This is a genomic window from Chitinophaga lutea, assembly GCF_003813775.1.
GTDB classification, from domain to species: Bacteria; Bacteroidota; Bacteroidia; order Chitinophagales; family Chitinophagaceae; genus Chitinophaga; species Chitinophaga lutea.
The window spans coordinates 2,508,583-2,526,128 of the sequence record NZ_RPDH01000002.1 but is presented as its reverse complement, the minus strand read 5'-3'; the positions used below and the strand labels follow the sequence as shown (position 1 = coordinate 2,526,128).

The following is a 17,546-nucleotide window of genomic DNA, read 5'->3' as shown; positions in this document are numbered from 1 at the left end:
TTGATAAAAGGGCAGACGGCGCATGTGCCGTTTGCCTTTTTTTATGAAATTGCCGTACTTCGTGCATTGAAAATTTAAAGACGTTTGTCGCTGATTTCCTCCATATTATCCAACCCGATCGAATACCTGAAAGGGGTAGGCCCTCAGCGCGGCGAACTGCTGCGCAAGGAGATCAACCTGCATTCCTTCCGGGATTTGCTGGAATATTACCCGTTCAGGTACGTAGACCGTACGAAGGTGGACAAAATCCGCCATCTCAGCGGCATGGAGGATTTTGTGCAGATACGCGGCCGCATCGTGCACATGGAAGTAGTGGGTGAAAAGCGCGGCAAGCGGCTGGTGGCCACCCTGCAGGACGAAACGGGCAAGATAGACCTCGTCTGGTTCCAGGGCTGGCAGTGGATGCAGAAATCGCTGCGCGAAAATACCGGCTACCTCGTGTTCGGCCGCCTCTCGCAGTTTAACGGCATCCTGCAGATGGCCCACCCCGAAATGGACCTGCTCACCGGAGAAACCGCCACCGGCAAACAACACCTCGAGCCGGTGTATTACACGACCGAAAAACTGAAGGCCCGCGGTCTAACGGCGAAGGCTATCGGAAAGCTGACCCGCAACCTGCTCGAGCAATTGCAGCTGGCGGAAATCAGGGAAAACATTCCCGCGCCGGTGCTGCAGCAGTTCAGGCTGATGCCGCGCGCGCAGGCGTTCTTCAAAATACACCTGCCCGCCACCGAAGAAGAGGCCAAACAGGCCCAGCGCCGCCTCAAATTCGAAGAGCTCTTCCTGGCACAGATACGCATCTGCCGGCTGAAGATCAGGCGGCACAAGGCCAGCCACGGTTTTGTGTTTAACGCCGTGGGCAACGTGTTCAATTCGTTTTACAACGATCATCTTCCTTTCCCCTTAACCGGCGCGCAGAAAAGGGTACTGAAAGAAATCAGGAAAGATACCACCACCGGCCGCCAGATGAACCGGCTGTTGCAGGGCGACGTAGGCAGCGGTAAAACCATGGTGGCCCTGCTCACGCTGCTGATGGCGATCGACAACGGTTTCCAGGGATGCCTGATGGCGCCCACCGAAATACTGGCGCAGCAGCACTTCAAGGGCATTTCCGAGTTGCTGAAAGACATGCCGGTGAAGGTGGCGCTGCTGACAGGCAACATCAAAGGGAAGGCAAGAAAGGAAATACTAACGGGCACGGCTGATGGAAGCATTCACATCCTCATCGGCACGCACGCCCTGCTGGAAAAAGAAGTGCAGTTTCACCACCTGGGGATGGCCATTGTGGATGAGCAGCACCGGTTCGGGGTGGCGCAGCGCGCGCGCCTCTGGGAAAAGAACAGCACCCCGCCGCACATCCTGGTAATGACGGCCACGCCCATCCCGCGCACACTGGCCATGACCGTGTACGGCGACCTCGACGTGTCCGTGATCGATGAAATGCCGCCCGGCCGTAAACCCATCACCACCGTGCACCGCACGGAATACCAGCGCCCGCAGGTGATGGACTTTATCAAGGAAGAAATCCGCAAAGGCCGCCAGGCCTATATCGTATACCCGCTGATCGAGGAGTCGGCGAACATGGATTATGAAAACCTTACGAAAGGGTACGAGGAAGTGAAGGCATTCTTCCCCGAGCCGAAGTACTGGATCAGCATGGTGCATGGCCGCCAGCCGTCCGAGCAGCGCGAGGTCAACATGCAGCGTTTCATCACCAACGACACCCAGATCATGGTGGCCACCACGGTGATCGAAGTGGGGGTGAATGTGCCCAATGCCTCTGTGATGGTGATCGAAAGCACCGAGCGTTTCGGCCTGTCCCAGTTGCACCAGCTGCGCGGCCGGGTGGGCAGGGGCGCCGAGCAGAGTTACTGCATCCTGATGACGGGCAACAAGATCGGGAAAGACTCCCAGGAAAGGGTGAAGGTGATGGTGCAGACCAATAACGGTTTTGTGATTTCCGAAAAAGACATGGAACTGAGGGGCCCCGGCGACATCGAAGGCACCCGCCAGAGCGGCCTGCTCGATCTGAAACTGGCCGACATCGTGCAGGACCGGGCCATGCTCCAGGCCGCCCGCGACAGCGCCGAAACCATCCTCGAAGCCGACCCGGATCTCGAACTTCCTGAGAATAAACCCCTTCATGATTTTTTGGCTACACAACGGTCAAAATCTGCGTGGAGTAAAATATCCTGACCGCTTTTACGTTGATAATTCTGGAATGACTGGCAGGGGTGGTTGATCCTGAACCTGTTGCTTGCCCATACCTTCGTGGACCGCCTCCTGCCAGTCGCCAACCAATCCTTTTCCTCCGTAACAAATTGACACGCGAAACCGTTAAATAGAGTATATTAGTTTACTGGGACAATCTTAAAAATCAGAACTGTTTTGAAATCTACACGCCCTGTCAGTCTTTTAAGTGCATTGCAAGTATGGATAATAATGCTGATCAGTTTCCCCGTGGCAGCACAGGAAGCTGGAGGCAATTATGCTCCATTGGAGTACGTGGAAAATAAAGGGCAATGGGCCGGCGACTTTCAATACCGCGCGGTTTTGGGCGGGGCCAACATCTACCTCAAAAAGAACGGTTTCCGCTTCCTCCTGCTGAACAAGGAGGATATGCAGCAGATGGACGCCTTCCGCCATGGCCACGCCAGGATCGCCGATACGGTGTACAACCCCCAGGCCGGCAAGCCCGTGCTGCCCAAACCTGGTACGGGTACCGGTGCCGCCCCGGAAAAGGTGAGGGGCCATGCCTACGATCTCGAGTTTCTCAATACCCTGCCCAGTCCCGCCATCACGGCATCCAAGCCCAGCCAGGAAAATATCTCCTACTTTATCGGTAACGACCCTTCCCGCTGGAAAGCCAATATCGGTGCGTATACGAACGTGCTGTACAGCAACCTGTACAACAAGGTGGACATGCAGGTGTATTCCGAAACCGGGCAGATGAAGTACGACCTGATCGTGCATCCCGGCGGCGACCCTTCGCAGATCCGGTTCAAGTACACCGGCGCCACTTCCGTTAAAAACGTAAAAGGGAACCTGCATATACAGACCTCCGTGGGCGAAGCCATAGAGCTGATGCCGTTTGCCTACCAGTACATTAACAGTGTGCGGAAAGAGGTAACGGTGCGGTACCAGCTGGAGGGCAATACGGTATCTTTCAAAGTGTCCGGGAAATACGACAGCCAGTACCCGCTGGTGATAGACCCGACGGTGGTGTTTGCCACCCTCACGGGCTCCCGCGCCGATAACTGGGGCTTTACCGCCACCTACGACGGCGACGGCAATTTTTATGCGGGCGGCATCGCGTTCGACGCCGGTTATCCTACTTCCGCCGGGGCTTACGACCAGACTTTCAACGGCAGGACGTATGATATGGCCATCACCAAGTTCAACGCGTCCGGTACCCGTATCATTTATTCCACCTATATCGGGGGGCAGGGAGAGGAGCAACCGCACAGCCTGTTCGTAGACGGGCAGGGCAACCTGGTGATTTCCGGCAGAACCAACTCCGGCAATTTCCCCGTAACGGCGCCGGTGCCCCCGATGGGCGGGTACGACATCACCATCACCAAACTCAACGCCGCCGGCTCGGCCATTATCGGCTCCATGCGCATCGGCGGTACGAATAACGACGGCTGCAATATGAGAAGCGAGAAAGGCGGCGGTATCGATCAGTTGCTCCGGAACTACGGCGACGATGCCCGTAGCGAGGTGGTGATCGACGGCGCCGGCAATATTTATATCGCGAGCTCCACCCAATCCGCCAATTTTCCCGTTACCGCCGGCGTATTTCAGCCTACGTTTGGCGGCGGCCGGCAAGATGGGGTGGTGATCAAAGTCAACCCCAACGTCAGCGCCGTGCTGTGGGCCAGTTTCCTGGGCGGCTCCGATTCCGACGCGGCTTATGTGCTCGCCCTCAACGGCGGGAACAGCGTATATGTAGCCGGTGGCACCGCCAGCGCCAATTTCCCCACCACGGGCGGCGTGCTTTATCCCGGTTACCGGGGAGGCGCCTGCGACGGGTATATCACGCATATCTCAACCGACGGCACCGCCATCCTGCAATCGACCTTCATCGGGTCGGACAACGGGCGGGCCGACCAGGTATACGGCATCCAGCTCGACCGCAACGGCGACGTGTACGTGATGGGCACCACCGAAGGCACCTGGCCTATTATGCAGCCGGCCGGCACCGCCACTTTTTACAACGACAATTCCAAACAGTTCATATCCAAGCTGAGGCCGGACCTCACTTCGTTCATCTACTCCACCACCTTCGGCAAATCGGCCGCACAGCCGAGCCTGTCGCCGGTGGCATTCCTGGTAGACCGTTGCCAGAACGTGTATGTATCCGGCTGGGGTGGCGTACTGAACACCGATTTCAGTAATTCCGGCACCGGCGGACTGCGGGTAACGCCGGACGCGCGCAAACCCACTTCCGACGGCAGCGATTTTTATTTCTTCGTCATGAAGCGCGACGCGCTGGGCATACTGTACGGCACATTCTACGGCGGCAACGGTCTGGCCGAACATGTGGACGGCGGTACCAGCCGCTTCGATCAGAACGGGGTGATTTACCAGGCTATCTGCGCCGCCTGTCCGAACCCTGACCAGCCACGGCTGCGCTTCCCCACAACGCCCGGCGCTTACAACGGCGGCATTCCCCGCGGCTGTAACCTCGGCGCGCTGAAGATAGCTTTCAACCTCGACGGGGTGCGGGCCGGGTTTACGACGCAGGAAAGACGGCGCAACTATTGCCGTCCCGCCGATATCACCTTTATCGATACCACCAACGTAACCGCACAAAGCTGGCGCTGGGATTTCGGGGACGGATCCGCGGAAGTGACCACTACGGTGCCTACCGTGAGCCACTCCTACCCGAACATCGGCAATTACAATGTACGCCTCATTAAATTCGACCCTGCCAGCTGTAACGTTTACGATACCGCCATTGTGCCCATCCGCGTCCGAGACGACCGGGCCACGGTAGGGTATACCGATCTGCGCCTGCAGCCCTGCGAAGACCTGTTGTACGAATTCGACAACACCTCCGTAGCGCCGGCCGGCAAGCCTTTCACCGGCAAATCTTTCGTGTGGGATTTTGGAGACGGCACACCCGTGGATACGACCGACGACCGAACGATGCGGCACCAGTTTGCCAATGAAGGCGTTTACAACGTGTCGCTGACGCTCATCGATACCAACTACTGTAACGCACCGGAAACCGTTACCCGCCAGCTGCGTGTTGCAGAAAACGTGGTGGCGCAGTTTGAGCTGCCGGACAGTGCCTGTGCGCCTTTTACCGCACACATCAACAATACTTCCCGCGGCGGCGTCACCTTCCTTTGGACATTTGGCGACGACGGCTCCACTTCCACCGATATTTACCCGGTGCATACCTTTACACAGCCCGGCACCTGGACGGTGACGCTGCATGCCGATGATCCGAACACCTGTAACCGGGTGCACGATACCACGATGCAGATCGTGATACTACCGCCGCCGGTGGCCGCATTTTCTTACCAGCCCATGAAGCCCGTGGAAAATACACCCACCACGTTTACCAACGAATCCACCGGCGCCGTTTCGTACTGGTGGGACTTTGGCGACGGCAATACGTCCACCGAAGTGAACCCCACTTACCAGTATTTCAAAACAGGCACCTACGAGGTGTGCCTGATCGCTTCTACCCGGTTCGGCTGCCAGGACACTGTTTGCCAGACCGTGAGCGCCATTGTAAACCCGCTGTTTGATGTGCCTACCGCCTTCTCTCCGAATGGAGACGGCATCAATGATAAATGGGAAATCAAAGGTTTCGGTATCGTCAAGTACGATATGAAAGTGTTCAACCGCTGGGGACAGCTGATGTTCCAGTCGAACGACCAGAAACTTGGATGGGACGGGCGTTTTAACGGCACCGTTCAACCCATGGATGCATACGCCTTTGTCCTCAATATCGAGTTTTCGGACGGCAACCGGGTGCAGAAAACGGGGAATGTAACATTGTTAAGATAAGCATGGAGGGATTATGAGAAAGACATTGAAACAGATCACCATTTTATGTTGCATGGCAGCGGCTGTTCCGGCCGCCGCGCAGGACCTGCATTTTTCGCAGTTCTTCAACTCCCCGTTGTCGACCAACCCCGCCAACACCGGGTTTATTCCGGACGGCAACTATCGCATCGGCATCAATTACCGCAACCAGTGGGCAACGATACCGGTACCGTATAAAACGATGTCGGCCTTCGGCGACTTCCAGCTGTTCCGCGAGCGGCTCACCTATGGTTGGGTGGGCGTAGGCGGTATGCTGTTGCGGGATGTGGCCGGCAGCGGCAACCTTACCTCTACCAAGGCTTACGGTTCCGTGGCCTATCACCAGCTGCTGGGGCAGAGCAGCCTGTTATCGGCCGGCTTCAATGTCGGGTATGCAGATAAAAGGGTGGACCTGAACAAGCTTACTTTCGGCACGCAATGGAACGGCCAGTTTTTCGACTCGCAGATGTTTTCCGGCGAGCCGATCACGCAGGCGTCCGTGGGTTATCTCGATATGCAGGTGGGCATGAACTATGCTTATTTCCCGACGGAAGAAATATACATCAATGGTGGTTTTTCCGTGCACCACGTCAATGAGCCCCGCGAAACATTTTATTCCGGCAACAACCAGGTAGAGCGCCGGTACATCGGTTTCCTCAATGCCAGCCTGAAGGTTTCGGATAATGTGATCGTCAACCCCGGCGCGTATTACGCCCGGCAGGCCTCCGCCACAGAAACCATGGTGGGCGCTTACGCGGCTTACAACCTCGCGGACCACGGGGCCAAGCAGGTGTTTGGCGGCGCCTACTATCGCATCAACGACGCGTTCGCTTTCCTGGTGGGGTACCAGATGAATAACTTCAGGCTGATGTTTAACTACGACGTGACCTCCAGCTCGCTGGCCATTTCCAACAGCCGGCAGGGTGCGTACGAACTGAGTCTGCTATATGTCGGGCTGTACCCGAACCGCAGCTTCGGCAATGCCAGGAAACACACGCTCTGCCCATCTTTCTAAGCACCTTAAAGAAACGTTAATATGCGCGGTGGAACGGCAAAAATCAGATAATTTCGCTGCTAACCAGTTCAGTTATGCCCATGAAACGTATATTCTCTGCAGTTATATTGCTTGTTCTCGCACAATCCGCATTTGCGCAGGAAATGAATGAAGCGCAAACGTACCAGGAACCCGAGAAAGGTTTCAATCCCCGGAATATCATCGTGGGTGGAGCGTTGGGCGTGGCTTTCGGAGACTATACGTTTGTGAACATTTCCCCTATGATCGGGTACCGCTTTTCCCCGAAAATCGCGGCCGGTGTGAATATCAATGCCCAGTACTCTTCCGGGAAAAGCTATGGTTATAACAATAATGTCATCGCCCGCAATAATTACACGATGTTCGGCGGCGGTCTGTGGGGCCGGTTTTATCCCTTCGAACAATTCTTCATTCATGCCCAGCCGGAGTACAACGCCATTTCTGCGAAAATAACGGAGTATGAACCGCGCAGGGAATACAAAGAACGTTACGGCGCGCCGAGCCTCTTGCTGGGCGGCGGCTACTCCCAGCCCGTAGGCGGTAATTCCGCCATCACCCTGATGATCCTCTACGATGTACTGCAGGACAAAAACACGCCTTACCTCAACCGGCCGATTATCTCCGGCGGTGTGAACATCGGGCTGTAGGGCGGGTGTTTTAACCAATTCCACCTAGATTCCTAAAACATCGGGCCACTCATTCGCTCTCTTTATTAAATTGTTACTAGTTTATAAATACTAAATAATAATTTACAAATACTGCTATATTTGTAGGAAGAGATAAACCTTCTTTTCTGATATGCTTCCACAAAAACAAGCAGACGTCGCCGTAGTGGGCGCGGGCATCCTGGGCCTCGCCATGGCTTACCACCTGGCTTTACAGGGCAAAAGCGTTGTTGTATTCGAACGGTCGCCCAGGGCGCTGGGCGCCACGGTCCGCAACTTCGGGCTGGTTTGGGTAATCGGGCAGCAGGCTGGCCAGGTGTACGAGCGCGCCTTGTATGGCCGCGAAGTCTGGAAAGAGCTGGCGGCACAAACCGGCCTCAGTTGTAAGGAAACAGGCTCCCTCCACCTCGCGTATCACCGCGACGAGGTGGACGTGCTGGAAGAGTTCGTACAAACCCCGGGCATTCACAGCAGCCTGTTGACGCCGGATGCGGCAGCGGGAAAAAGCGGGGCCTTCAAAAAAGAAGGGTTAAAGGCGGCTTTATGGAGCCCGATGGAAATGTCCGTCAACCCCAGGGAAGCGGCGGCCGTTATCGCGGAGTTCCTTCAGGCCAGACACGCTGTACAGTTCCGGTTCCAGACGGCGGTGAACCACATCGCCATGCCGTTCATCGAAACAAAAAATGAACAATGGAAAGTGGAGCAGGTATACGTCTGCTCAGGTTCTGATTTTGAAACGCTTTATCCTGCTTCATTCGCAGCCGCGCCGATCACCAAATGCAAACTGCAAATGATGCGCACCATTCCGCAGCCTGCCGGCTGGGAGCTGGGGCCTGCCCTGAGTACCGGGCTCTCGCTCATCCATTATGCTTCCTTTGCACACTGCAAAAGCCTCGAAGCATTACGGAACCGCATGCACGATACATTGCCGGAATACGTCCAATACGGCATCCACCTGCTCGTGTCGCAGAACGGGGCAGGGGAGCTGTCTATCGGGGATTCCCATGAGTATGGCGATGAGGTGGATCCTTTCGATAAAGAGCTTATCAACCAGTTGATCCTGCAATACCTGCCGAATTTCCTGCAAGTGCCTACGCTCGACATCCAGGAGCGCTGGCATGGCGTGTATCCCAAACTCACCAACGGCGCCACGGAACTGGTGCTGCAGCCGGAGAAGGGCGTGACCATCGTTAACGGGATGGGCGGGGCGGGGATGACGCTTTCTTTCGGGCTGGCAAGGGACATTGTGGCGAAGCTTTGATGGGTATTACGACCGGTATTATACGCAATCGGCTTATACGGGAACGCCAGCGGGCATATTAAATGCGCCCGATAAAGCCTCACGGCCCATCAATACTAACGTGCCGCCGGTGTAAAAACCGCAGGAATCGCTATTTTTAATTTTTATAACCAGCGTTTCCTTAAAAGCCAAGCATGTCGCCCGGGATATTTTTACTTTTCATCGCCAGCTATTTTTTTCTGCTGCTGCTCGTTTCGTATTTCACCTCCCGCAAAGCCGATACCCAGGCTTATTTCATCGGCAACCGCAACTCCATCTGGTATGTGGTGGCCATCGGCATGATCAGCGACTCACTGTCCGGCGTCACCTTCATTTCCGTGCCCGGCAAAGTGCAGACGGCTTCTTTTTCTTACCTGCAAACAGTGCTGGGCTACGTGCTCGGGTATGTGGTGATCGCGGCGGTGTTGCTGCCCCTTTACTACAACCGGAACCTCACATCGATCTACTCTTACCTGCGGCAGCGGTTCGGCCCGGCAAGCCAGAAAACGGGCGCCGTGTTTTTTATCCTGTCGCGCCTCACCGGTTCGGCGGCACGGCTGTTTGTGATCGCCGGGGTGCTGCAGTTGTTTGTGTTTGACTACTACCAGGTGCCCTTCGCCGTTTCTGTTTTTATCATGATCGGATTGATGCTGCTATACACTTACCGGGGCGGGATCAAAACGCTGGTGTGGACGGATGCGCTGCAATCCATATTGCAGGTGCTCGCCATCGTGATCGTGGTCGTCGTGATCTGCCAGGACCTGCAATGGGGGCCGGCAGACCTGGTGACCAACATCGTGCATAACGAAAAGTCCGTTACCTTTTTCTGGGACTGGCGGGCGGTGAATTTTTTTCCCAAAGACTTTTTCGGCGGGATGATGATTGCCGTGACGATGACGGGGCTCGATCAGAATATGATGCAGAAAAACCTCAGCTGCCGCTCGCTGGGCGATGCCAAAAAGAACATTTATTCCTTCAGCATCATGCAGCTGGTGGCGCATGTGCTGCTGATGAGCCTTGGTATTTTATTCTACGAATACATGAAGGCTCATGGCCTGCATGCGCCGCTCAATGCAACCGGCGCGCCGGCCACAGACCAGGTGTTTCCCATGCTGGCATTGCATCATCTCGGCGCCCTGGCGGCGGTATTTTTCGTGGTGGGGCTTACTGCGTCTACTTTTTCGAGTGCGGACAGTGTGCTCACCACGCTCACCACATCTTTCTACATCGACATCCTGGGCTATTCCACGGATGGTATGACGGCCGCCCGCAAACGGCTCAAAAACATGATACATATAGGCTGCGCCGTGGCGCTGCTGCTCACCATCCTGCTGTTCAAAGCTTTCAACCAGAGCGCGATGATCGACACACTGCTGTTCCTGGCTGCGCTGACCTACGGGCCCATGCTCGGTTTGTTTGCTTTCGGTATATTTAACAAACGAGCCATCATCGACCGCGGGGCCATTGCAGTATGTCTGGCGGCCCCTGTGCTATGTTTTTTCTTAAAACAATATTCGGCACAATGGATGAACGGTTATAAATTCGGGAACGAATTATTGATAGTAAACGGCCTGTTTACGTATATTGGATTATGGTTGATTTCCCGCAAGGCGGTCAACCCGCAGTTATAAACTAAAACAGAAGAGGAGATGAACGATTCTTTAAAGAACCTGAACAATCGCGACTGGACGGAAACCAAAGCTCATTCCAGCTGGCAGATCTTTAAAATTATGGCGGAATTCGTAGATGGATTTGAAGCGCTGGCAAAAATCGGTCCCTGTATTTCCATATTCGGCTCTGCCCGTACCCGGGAAGGAAACCCTTATTACGACCTGGCCTGCGAGATAGCCAAACGTTTGGCGGAAGACGGTTTCGGCATTATTTCCGGCGGCGGCCCCGGCATCATGGAAGCGGCCAACAAAGGCGCCCAGAAGGCCAACGGTAAAAGCGTGGGCCTCAACATCACCCTGCCCCACGAACAGTTCGCCAACACTTTCATCGACTACGACAAAAACCTCAACTTCGACTATTTCTTCGTACGTAAGGTGATGTTCGCCAAATACTCGCAGGGTTTTGTGATGATGCCCGGCGGCTTCGGCACCATGGACGAGTTTTTTGAAGTAGCCACGCTCATCCAGACCAAAAAGATGACGGAAACCCCGCTGGTACTGGTGGGCCGGCAATACTGGAGCGGCCTGCTCGACTGGATCGACGAGGTGATGATGAAAAAGGAAAGCAACATCCACCCCGAAGATCTGAACCTGCTGAAGGTGTTCGATACCGCCGATGAAGTGGTGGAGTACTTCCGGATATTTTACACCACCAACAAACTGCGCCCCAACTTCTAGTATTACGGTTAAGATATATACATATGTGATATATTTATCCAGTGTGTGGAAATTGAATATATTTATGTAGGTCACAGCCTATAGCATCGGCCTGTTTCAAGCAGGTTGACAGCTGTGTCTATTAATGGTTAACATGGGGTAAAAGAGCCTGATTATTCTGTCGGGCTCAATTTTTTTATATCCGTACGATGATGTTAATCAGTCTTCCCACCGCATTAAACTATGCTGCCGTTGCCGCATTTTCCTTAGGTTTGCAAAAAAAAACTGGAGCATGGAGGTAATACCACCGGAGATACAGGCGTTTGCAGAGAAGTACACTACGCCGGAAACGGATTTGTTGTACCGTTTACACCGCGAAACCTATCTGAAGGTGGACCAGCCGCATATGCTCAGTGGCCATGTGCAGGGCCGGTTTCTCACGATGGTGAGCCAGATGCTGCGGCCGTCGCGCATCCTGGAGCTGGGTACTTACACCGGCTATTCCGCGATATGCCTCGCGCAGGGACTGGCGGCGGATGGGGTGCTGCACACCATCGACGTGAACGAGGAGCTGGAAGATATGTGCGCCCGTTATGTGGCTGAAGCCGGGCTGACCGGCAAAGTGGTGCAGCACATCGGCAAAGCCGCGCAGATCATCCCGCAGCTCGATGAAGTGTTCGACCTGGTATTTATAGACGCAGACAAAGCCGGTTACGGCGCGTATTACGATCTGGTGTGGGAGAAGCTGCGGCCTGGGGGATTTATTTTAGCAGACAATATTTTATATCACGGTGAAGTAATTTTGCCGGAACCGGAACAAAGCAACAACGCCAGGGCCATGGTCCGTTTTGCGGAAAAGGCAGTGGCAGACGATCGCGCGGAAACCCTCCTGTTGAGCCTTCGGGACGGGGTTTTGCTGATCAGGAAGAAATAAGACCCATTAAATTCAACATATTCATGCAAGTAAAGTCATACTGCCTGGCGGTCTGCCTGGTGATATGCGGAGTGTTTACAACAAACGCCCAAAGCATCAGCACCGATCAGTACATCGACAGTTACAAAAACATTGCAATGGAAGAGATGCGCCGTTCCGGTGTGCCCGCCGCCATCAAACTGGCGCAGGGCATCCTGGAAACACAGTCCGGCAACGGCTGGCTGGTGCTTAATTCCAACAACCACTTCGGCATCAAGTGCAAAAACAACTGGGCCGGGCAATCCGTTAACTACGACGATGACGAGAAGCAGGAGTGTTTCCGCAAATACGGCTCCGCTACGGAGTCGTGGCGCGACCATTCGGAGTTTCTCCGGAACAATCCCCGTTACAGATTTCTCTTCGACCTGAACCCGGAAGACTACAAAGCCTGGGCCTACGGGCTTAAAACGGCAGGATATGCCACCAGCAGAACCTACCCGCAGCAGCTGATACAGATCATTGAACGCTACAACCTCCAACAGTATAACGCACTCGCCATGAGCAAGGCGCCCATTCCCACCGGGCCCGTGTTTGTGCAGAACGAAGGATATGAGCCCGGCGCGCCGCAGCAGCAGGGGCAGAAGGCCGCCCCGGTGGTGTATGCCGAGGCGCCGAAGCCGAGTTACCCGAAAGGGCCCGTATTTAAAATCAACGGCCGCAAGGTAATTTATGTGGAAGAAGGCACCGCGCTGATCCAGATCGCCAACGACCGCGACATCCGTCTCAGCAGCCTGCTGAAGTACAACGACCTCGCCGCCGATGTACCGCTGGAAAAAGACATGCTCATTTTCCTGCAAAGCAAAAGCAAACGCGGCCAGAACGATTATCATACCGTTGCGCCGGGCGAGAGCCTCCACGACATTGCACAGGCTGAAGGCGTGCAGATGCGCTGGCTGCGGAAACGCAACAAGATGCAGGAAGGCGAACAGCCGGCCGCCGGTGAAAGAATCGCGCTCGACGGGTATGCTTCCGCCAAACCGAAACTGGGCAGCAATACCATCGTCAAAGTAGATGAGCACAAAGACCTGGAGCCGCGCAAGATTGTGCAGGACATTAAAACCGAAATAGAAAAAGCCAGGAATACCGCCGCCGAGACCGCGCAGGGCCCTGCGGCAGGGGAGAGTGTGCCCCCGGCCCGTACTACGCCGCCCGCGCGTACCAGTCCGCCGCCGTCCGGCATTCCCCCCGCCATGATGGAAGACCTGAAAAAAGCCGGAGGCTCCGTTACGCCGGCAGGCAACCAGTATCATACCGTTACTGAAAAAGAAACTTTATACAGCATTTCACGCCGCTACAGCATCACGGTAGCGCAGCTGCAGCAATGGAATAACCTGCAGGACAATGGCATCAAAATCGGCCAGCAACTGATTGTTCGAAAATAACCGAGCGCATATGAAGATACAAGTGCACGATAAAAAATTCGTTCCCTATATCGCTGAAGCACAATTGCAGCAACGCATTAAGGAACTGGCACAGCAAATCAGCCACGACCTGGAGGGTACGCGCCCCCTGTTCGTGGCCATCCTGAACGGTTCGTTCATGTTCGCGGCCGATGTGTTTAAAAACCTGACCATCGAAGCTGAGATCTCCTTTATCAAACTTGCTTCTTACAAGGGCACGAAATCGACCGGCAACGTGATTACCGCCATCGGGCTGGAAGACGACCTGTATGGCCGTACCGTGGTGATCCTGGAAGATATTGTGGACACCGGCAAAACCCTCAGCCAGTTCCTCCCGCAGCTGGAGCACCAGCAGCCCAAAAAACTGCTCATTGCCTCCCTGCTGCACAAGCCGGAGGCCACCACCCACCATGTGCCCATCGATTACCTGGGTTTCAGCGTGCCCAATAAGTTCCTGCTCGGGTACGGGCTTGATTATGACGGGCTTGGCCGCAACCTGCCGGAGATTTACCAGCTGGAAGAATAAATACCCCCGGATTATCAATTAATTAAATATTTTCTTAATTTTATGTATCGTTGCATGTTAATGAATTACGATGCATAAGCTATTCATGCTGCTCATTTGCATGGGATGTAGCATGATGGCAGGGGCACAACAGCGAAGCTGGGTTACCGGCGCAGTACAGGATAGTGTGAGCCGTCAGCCTGTACAGGGCGTCCGGATCAGTATCCTGGGTGATACCGGGTATGTAATGACGAACCAGTATGGCCTATTTCGTATAGATCTGCCCGTTGGCAGCACGCACCTGATATTCGAACACCCCGGTTACAGCAGGAAGATCATTGCCCTTCTCCATCATAACCGCATGCTTGTTGAGCTGGCTCCCACGGGGGAAACGGTACAAAAAAATGATATTGCCCACGCCAAGGCAAAGGCAAGAATGTCGCATAGCACTAATCCCAATTATGGCAATGTAGGCATGGGCACCGGTTTTGCTTCCTTCTTCGACGAAACGTATGGGAAAATTTTCGAGAACAAGTTTGTAGACAGCAGAAAGAGCAGCGTATCCTCTTTCGCGATGGACGTGGACCGGGCGGCGTACAGCAATATGCGGCGTTTTGTGAAACTCCGCGAGCCGATACCGACAGATGCGGTGCGCATCGAGGAACTGGTGAACTATTTCCATTACAGTTACCCGCTGCCCCGCAACGACAGCGTTTTTGCCATCTATGCCCATTATACGGACTGCCCCTGGAACGAAGCGCACAACCTGTTGCAGATCGCGGTGCGGGCCCGGCAGGTGGATGTCGACAGCCTGCCTGCCAGCAACCTCGTATTCCTCATCGATATTTCCGGGTCGATGGGCACTCCCAATAAACTCCCCTTACTGCAGGCCGCATTCAGGATACTGGTGAACAATCTGCGCCCGAAAGACCGCGTGTCCATCGTAGCCTATGCCGGTGCGCCCGGTATCGTGCTGCCCTGCACGCCCGGCACCCAGAAAGAAAAAATACTCAACGCCATCGACTACCTCAGCGCCGGCGGGGCCACCGCCGGGGAAGCGGCCATCAACATGGCTTACCAGCTGGCGGAGGAAAACTATATCCCCAACGGCAACAACCGCGTCATCATGGCCACGGACGGCGATTTTAACGTGGGCCAGACCAGCGATCAGGACATGGAAGACCTGATCATGCAAAAAAAGGAAAGCGGCGTATTGCTCACCTGCCTGGGTTTCGGGATGAAGGATTACAAAGACTCGAAGCTGGAAACCCTTGCCAGCAAAGGCAACGGGAACTTCGCCTACATCGACGACCTGGAAGAAGCCAACAAGGTTTTTGCCCGTGAATTCGGCAGCACGCTTTTTACCATTGCCAAGGATGTGCGCGCGCAGGTGAATTTCAACCCGGCCAGGGTGAGGTCGCACCGCCTCATTGGCTACGAAAACAAAATACTGAAGGAAGATAACAGCAACGGCGAGCGGGTGGAAGGAGGGATTGTCGGTTCGGGGCATTGCGTGGTGGCACTGTACGAAATCGAGCCGGCCGATCCGGATCCGGAAGCCGTGCTGGCCGATGTGAAAATATGGTACCGCGTTCCGCCGGATACCTCGATGCTCTTTCAGACCAGGACCCTGGCGCCTCGCCGGCAGCGTTTCAGCGAAGCGTCTGACGATTGCCGCTTCGCCGCTTCTGTAGCCCTTTTCGGCATGCTGCTCCGTAAATCGAATTACAAAGGTTCCGGTAATATCGGCATGGTAACGGAGATGGCTAAACGGTCTTTAGGACGGGATGCCGGCGGTTACCGCGGAGAGTTCCTGAAGCTGATCAAACTGGTCAGGAAGAATAACGCCTGGCTGAAGTAATTATGCCGGCTGCTACCGCGGAGAGTTCCTGAAGCTGATCAAACTGGCTGAAGTAATTACGCCGGCTGCTTTTGCCGGACGGCAAACGTGCCCAGCAGCATGCCCCCGATGCTGCTCAATAGTCCCACAAACAACGACGGTGTTTCGGTACCTGCCCATTCCGCATAAATATACCCCGCCGTGCCCAATATAATTGACAGGATGGCCCCGGCTTCATTGCTCCGTTTCCAGTACAGCCCGGCTGTGAGCGGCACGAACAGCGAAACGAGACTAAGCACTGAAGAGGAGGCCACCAGTTCGTAAATATCCTGGCTCCCCATCGCCATCACCAGCGAGATGGCGGATACCGCCACTACCGATAAACGGATGACGCGCAGGAATTTTTTATCGCTGATGTCTTTGAAAAACGGGCGCACGATATTTTCACCTAACACCGTAGCCGGTGCGAGGATGGCGCCGCTGGTGGTGCTCATCACGGCGGAGAGCAACGCCCCGAAAAACAGGATTTGGATAAAGAGGCCGCCGTGCTGCAATACCATGTTCGGCAGGATTTTTTCCGTGCCCTGCGCGGCCAGGCCGGGATAGAGCTGTTGCGCGCACAGCACGATCAGCAGTGGCAGGCTGCCGATAACGAGGTACATGAGGGCGCCGAGATAGGAAGAATGCTGCGCCACGCTTTCGCTTTTGCTGCTCATCAGCCGCTGAAATACGTCCTGCTGGGGAATGGAGCCGAGCCCGATGGTGAACCAGGCGGCGAGGTATTGCAGCCAGTTGTTCCAGCCGGCTTCGGGGAAAAAGCGGAATGTGCCTGCGGGGGCGTTGGCCACCACGGTGGAGAGCCCGCCCGCTTTATCCACCACAATGAATGTAATCACCACGATGCCGATGATGATCATGATGGTTTGTATGAAATCGGTGACAGACACGGACCACATGCCGCCCATATAGGTATACGCCATCACGATGATCCCGCTGGCCACCATGGCGATATGGGTATCGATGCCCATCACGGTGTTCACCACAATGCCCATGGCCACTATCTGCGCGGCTATCCATCCGAAATAGGAAGGTATCATCAGCAGGGCGGAGATCAGTTCGGCCTTTTTGCCGTACCGCACTTTGAAAAAATCACAGAAGGTGAGGAGGTTGCTGCGGTAAAGTTTGCGCGCGTAAAACAACCCCACCAGCAACAGGCAGAGCGATGCACCGAAGGGATCTTCCATCACGCCGAGCAGCCCATGCTGCGCAAATTCGCTGGTAGCGCCCAGCATGGTTTCGGAGCCGAACCAGGTGGCGAAAATCACACAGGTGCTGATGCCCAGCGGCAGGCTGCGGCCGGCCACCACAAAGTCGTTGGCGGTTTTTACCTTCCGTGCGGCCCAGCGCCCTACCAGGATGGTGATCAGTAAATACAGGAGTACAAATGCTGCCAGCATAGGCGAAAAATAGGAAAATCCGGGG

At 55.0% G+C, this 17,546-nt stretch carries 12 protein-coding genes; 11 read left to right on the top strand and 1 reads right to left on the bottom strand.

The window, feature by feature from the left end; genetic code table 11:
- Positions 1–84 precede the first annotated feature (84 nt).
- The 11 genes from recG to EGT74_RS22545 all read left to right on the top strand — a co-directional run bounded on the left by recG (position 85) and on the right by EGT74_RS22545 (position 16,085).
- A complete protein-coding gene (gene recG, locus EGT74_RS22595; protein WP_123848797.1) occupies positions 85–2,196 on the top strand; it encodes an ATP-dependent DNA helicase RecG in 2,112 nt (703 codons plus the stop codon).
- A 246-nt stretch (positions 2,197–2,442) separates the two neighbouring features.
- The gene (locus EGT74_RS22590) at positions 2,443–6,024 is read left to right on the top strand and encodes a DUF7948 domain-containing protein (RefSeq protein WP_123848796.1); all 3,582 of its coding nucleotides are present in this window, start codon (positions 2,443–2,445) and stop codon (positions 6,022–6,024) included.
- A 13-nt stretch (positions 6,025–6,037) separates the two neighbouring features.
- Positions 6,038–7,057: a PorP/SprF family type IX secretion system membrane protein gene (locus EGT74_RS22585; protein ID WP_123848795.1), complete on the top strand. Its 1,020-nt coding sequence runs from the start codon at positions 6,038–6,040 to the stop codon at positions 7,055–7,057.
- A gap of 80 nt (positions 7,058–7,137) precedes the next feature.
- Positions 7,138–7,722: a hypothetical protein gene (locus EGT74_RS22580; protein ID WP_123848794.1), complete on the top strand. Its 585-nt coding sequence runs from the start codon at positions 7,138–7,140 to the stop codon at positions 7,720–7,722.
- A 151-nt stretch (positions 7,723–7,873) separates the two neighbouring features.
- Positions 7,874–9,001 carry a TIGR03364 family FAD-dependent oxidoreductase gene (locus EGT74_RS22575; RefSeq protein ID WP_123848793.1) on the top strand — a complete coding sequence of 376 codons (1,128 nt, stop codon included), beginning with the start codon at positions 7,874–7,876 and terminating at the stop codon, positions 8,999–9,001.
- Positions 9,002–9,174: 173 nt separating this feature from the next.
- Positions 9,175–10,650, top strand: a complete 1,476-nt coding sequence (locus EGT74_RS22570; RefSeq protein ID WP_123848792.1) for a sodium:solute symporter — start codon at positions 9,175–9,177, stop codon at positions 10,648–10,650.
- An 18-nt stretch (positions 10,651–10,668) separates the two neighbouring features.
- The gene (locus tag EGT74_RS22565; protein ID WP_123848791.1) at positions 10,669–11,367 is read left to right on the top strand and encodes an LOG family protein; all 699 of its coding nucleotides are present in this window, start codon (positions 10,669–10,671) and stop codon (positions 11,365–11,367) included.
- A 271-nt stretch (positions 11,368–11,638) separates the two neighbouring features.
- Positions 11,639–12,280: an O-methyltransferase gene (locus tag EGT74_RS22560; protein ID WP_123848790.1), complete on the top strand. Its 642-nt coding sequence runs from the start codon at positions 11,639–11,641 to the stop codon at positions 12,278–12,280.
- Positions 12,281–12,303: 23 nt separating this feature from the next.
- Positions 12,304–13,701, top strand: a complete 1,398-nt coding sequence (locus tag EGT74_RS22555) for a glucosaminidase domain-containing protein (protein ID WP_123848789.1) — start codon at positions 12,304–12,306, stop codon at positions 13,699–13,701.
- Between the two features lie 10 nt (positions 13,702–13,711).
- A complete protein-coding gene (gene hpt, locus EGT74_RS22550) occupies positions 13,712–14,245 on the top strand; it encodes a hypoxanthine phosphoribosyltransferase (RefSeq protein WP_123848788.1) in 534 nt (177 codons plus the stop codon).
- A 70-nt stretch (positions 14,246–14,315) separates the two neighbouring features.
- On the top strand, positions 14,316–16,085 hold the full coding sequence (locus EGT74_RS22545; RefSeq protein WP_123848787.1) for a YfbK domain-containing protein: 1,770 nt from the start codon (positions 14,316–14,318) through the stop codon (positions 16,083–16,085).
- 56 nt (positions 16,086–16,141) lie between these two features.
- Here the strand turns inward: EGT74_RS22545 and EGT74_RS22540 are convergent, their stop codons facing one another.
- Positions 16,142–17,521, bottom strand: coding sequence for a sodium:solute symporter family protein (locus EGT74_RS22540; RefSeq protein ID WP_123848786.1), 1,380 nt, complete (start codon positions 17,519–17,521; stop codon positions 16,142–16,144).
- Between the last annotated feature and the right edge of the window lie 25 nt (positions 17,522–17,546).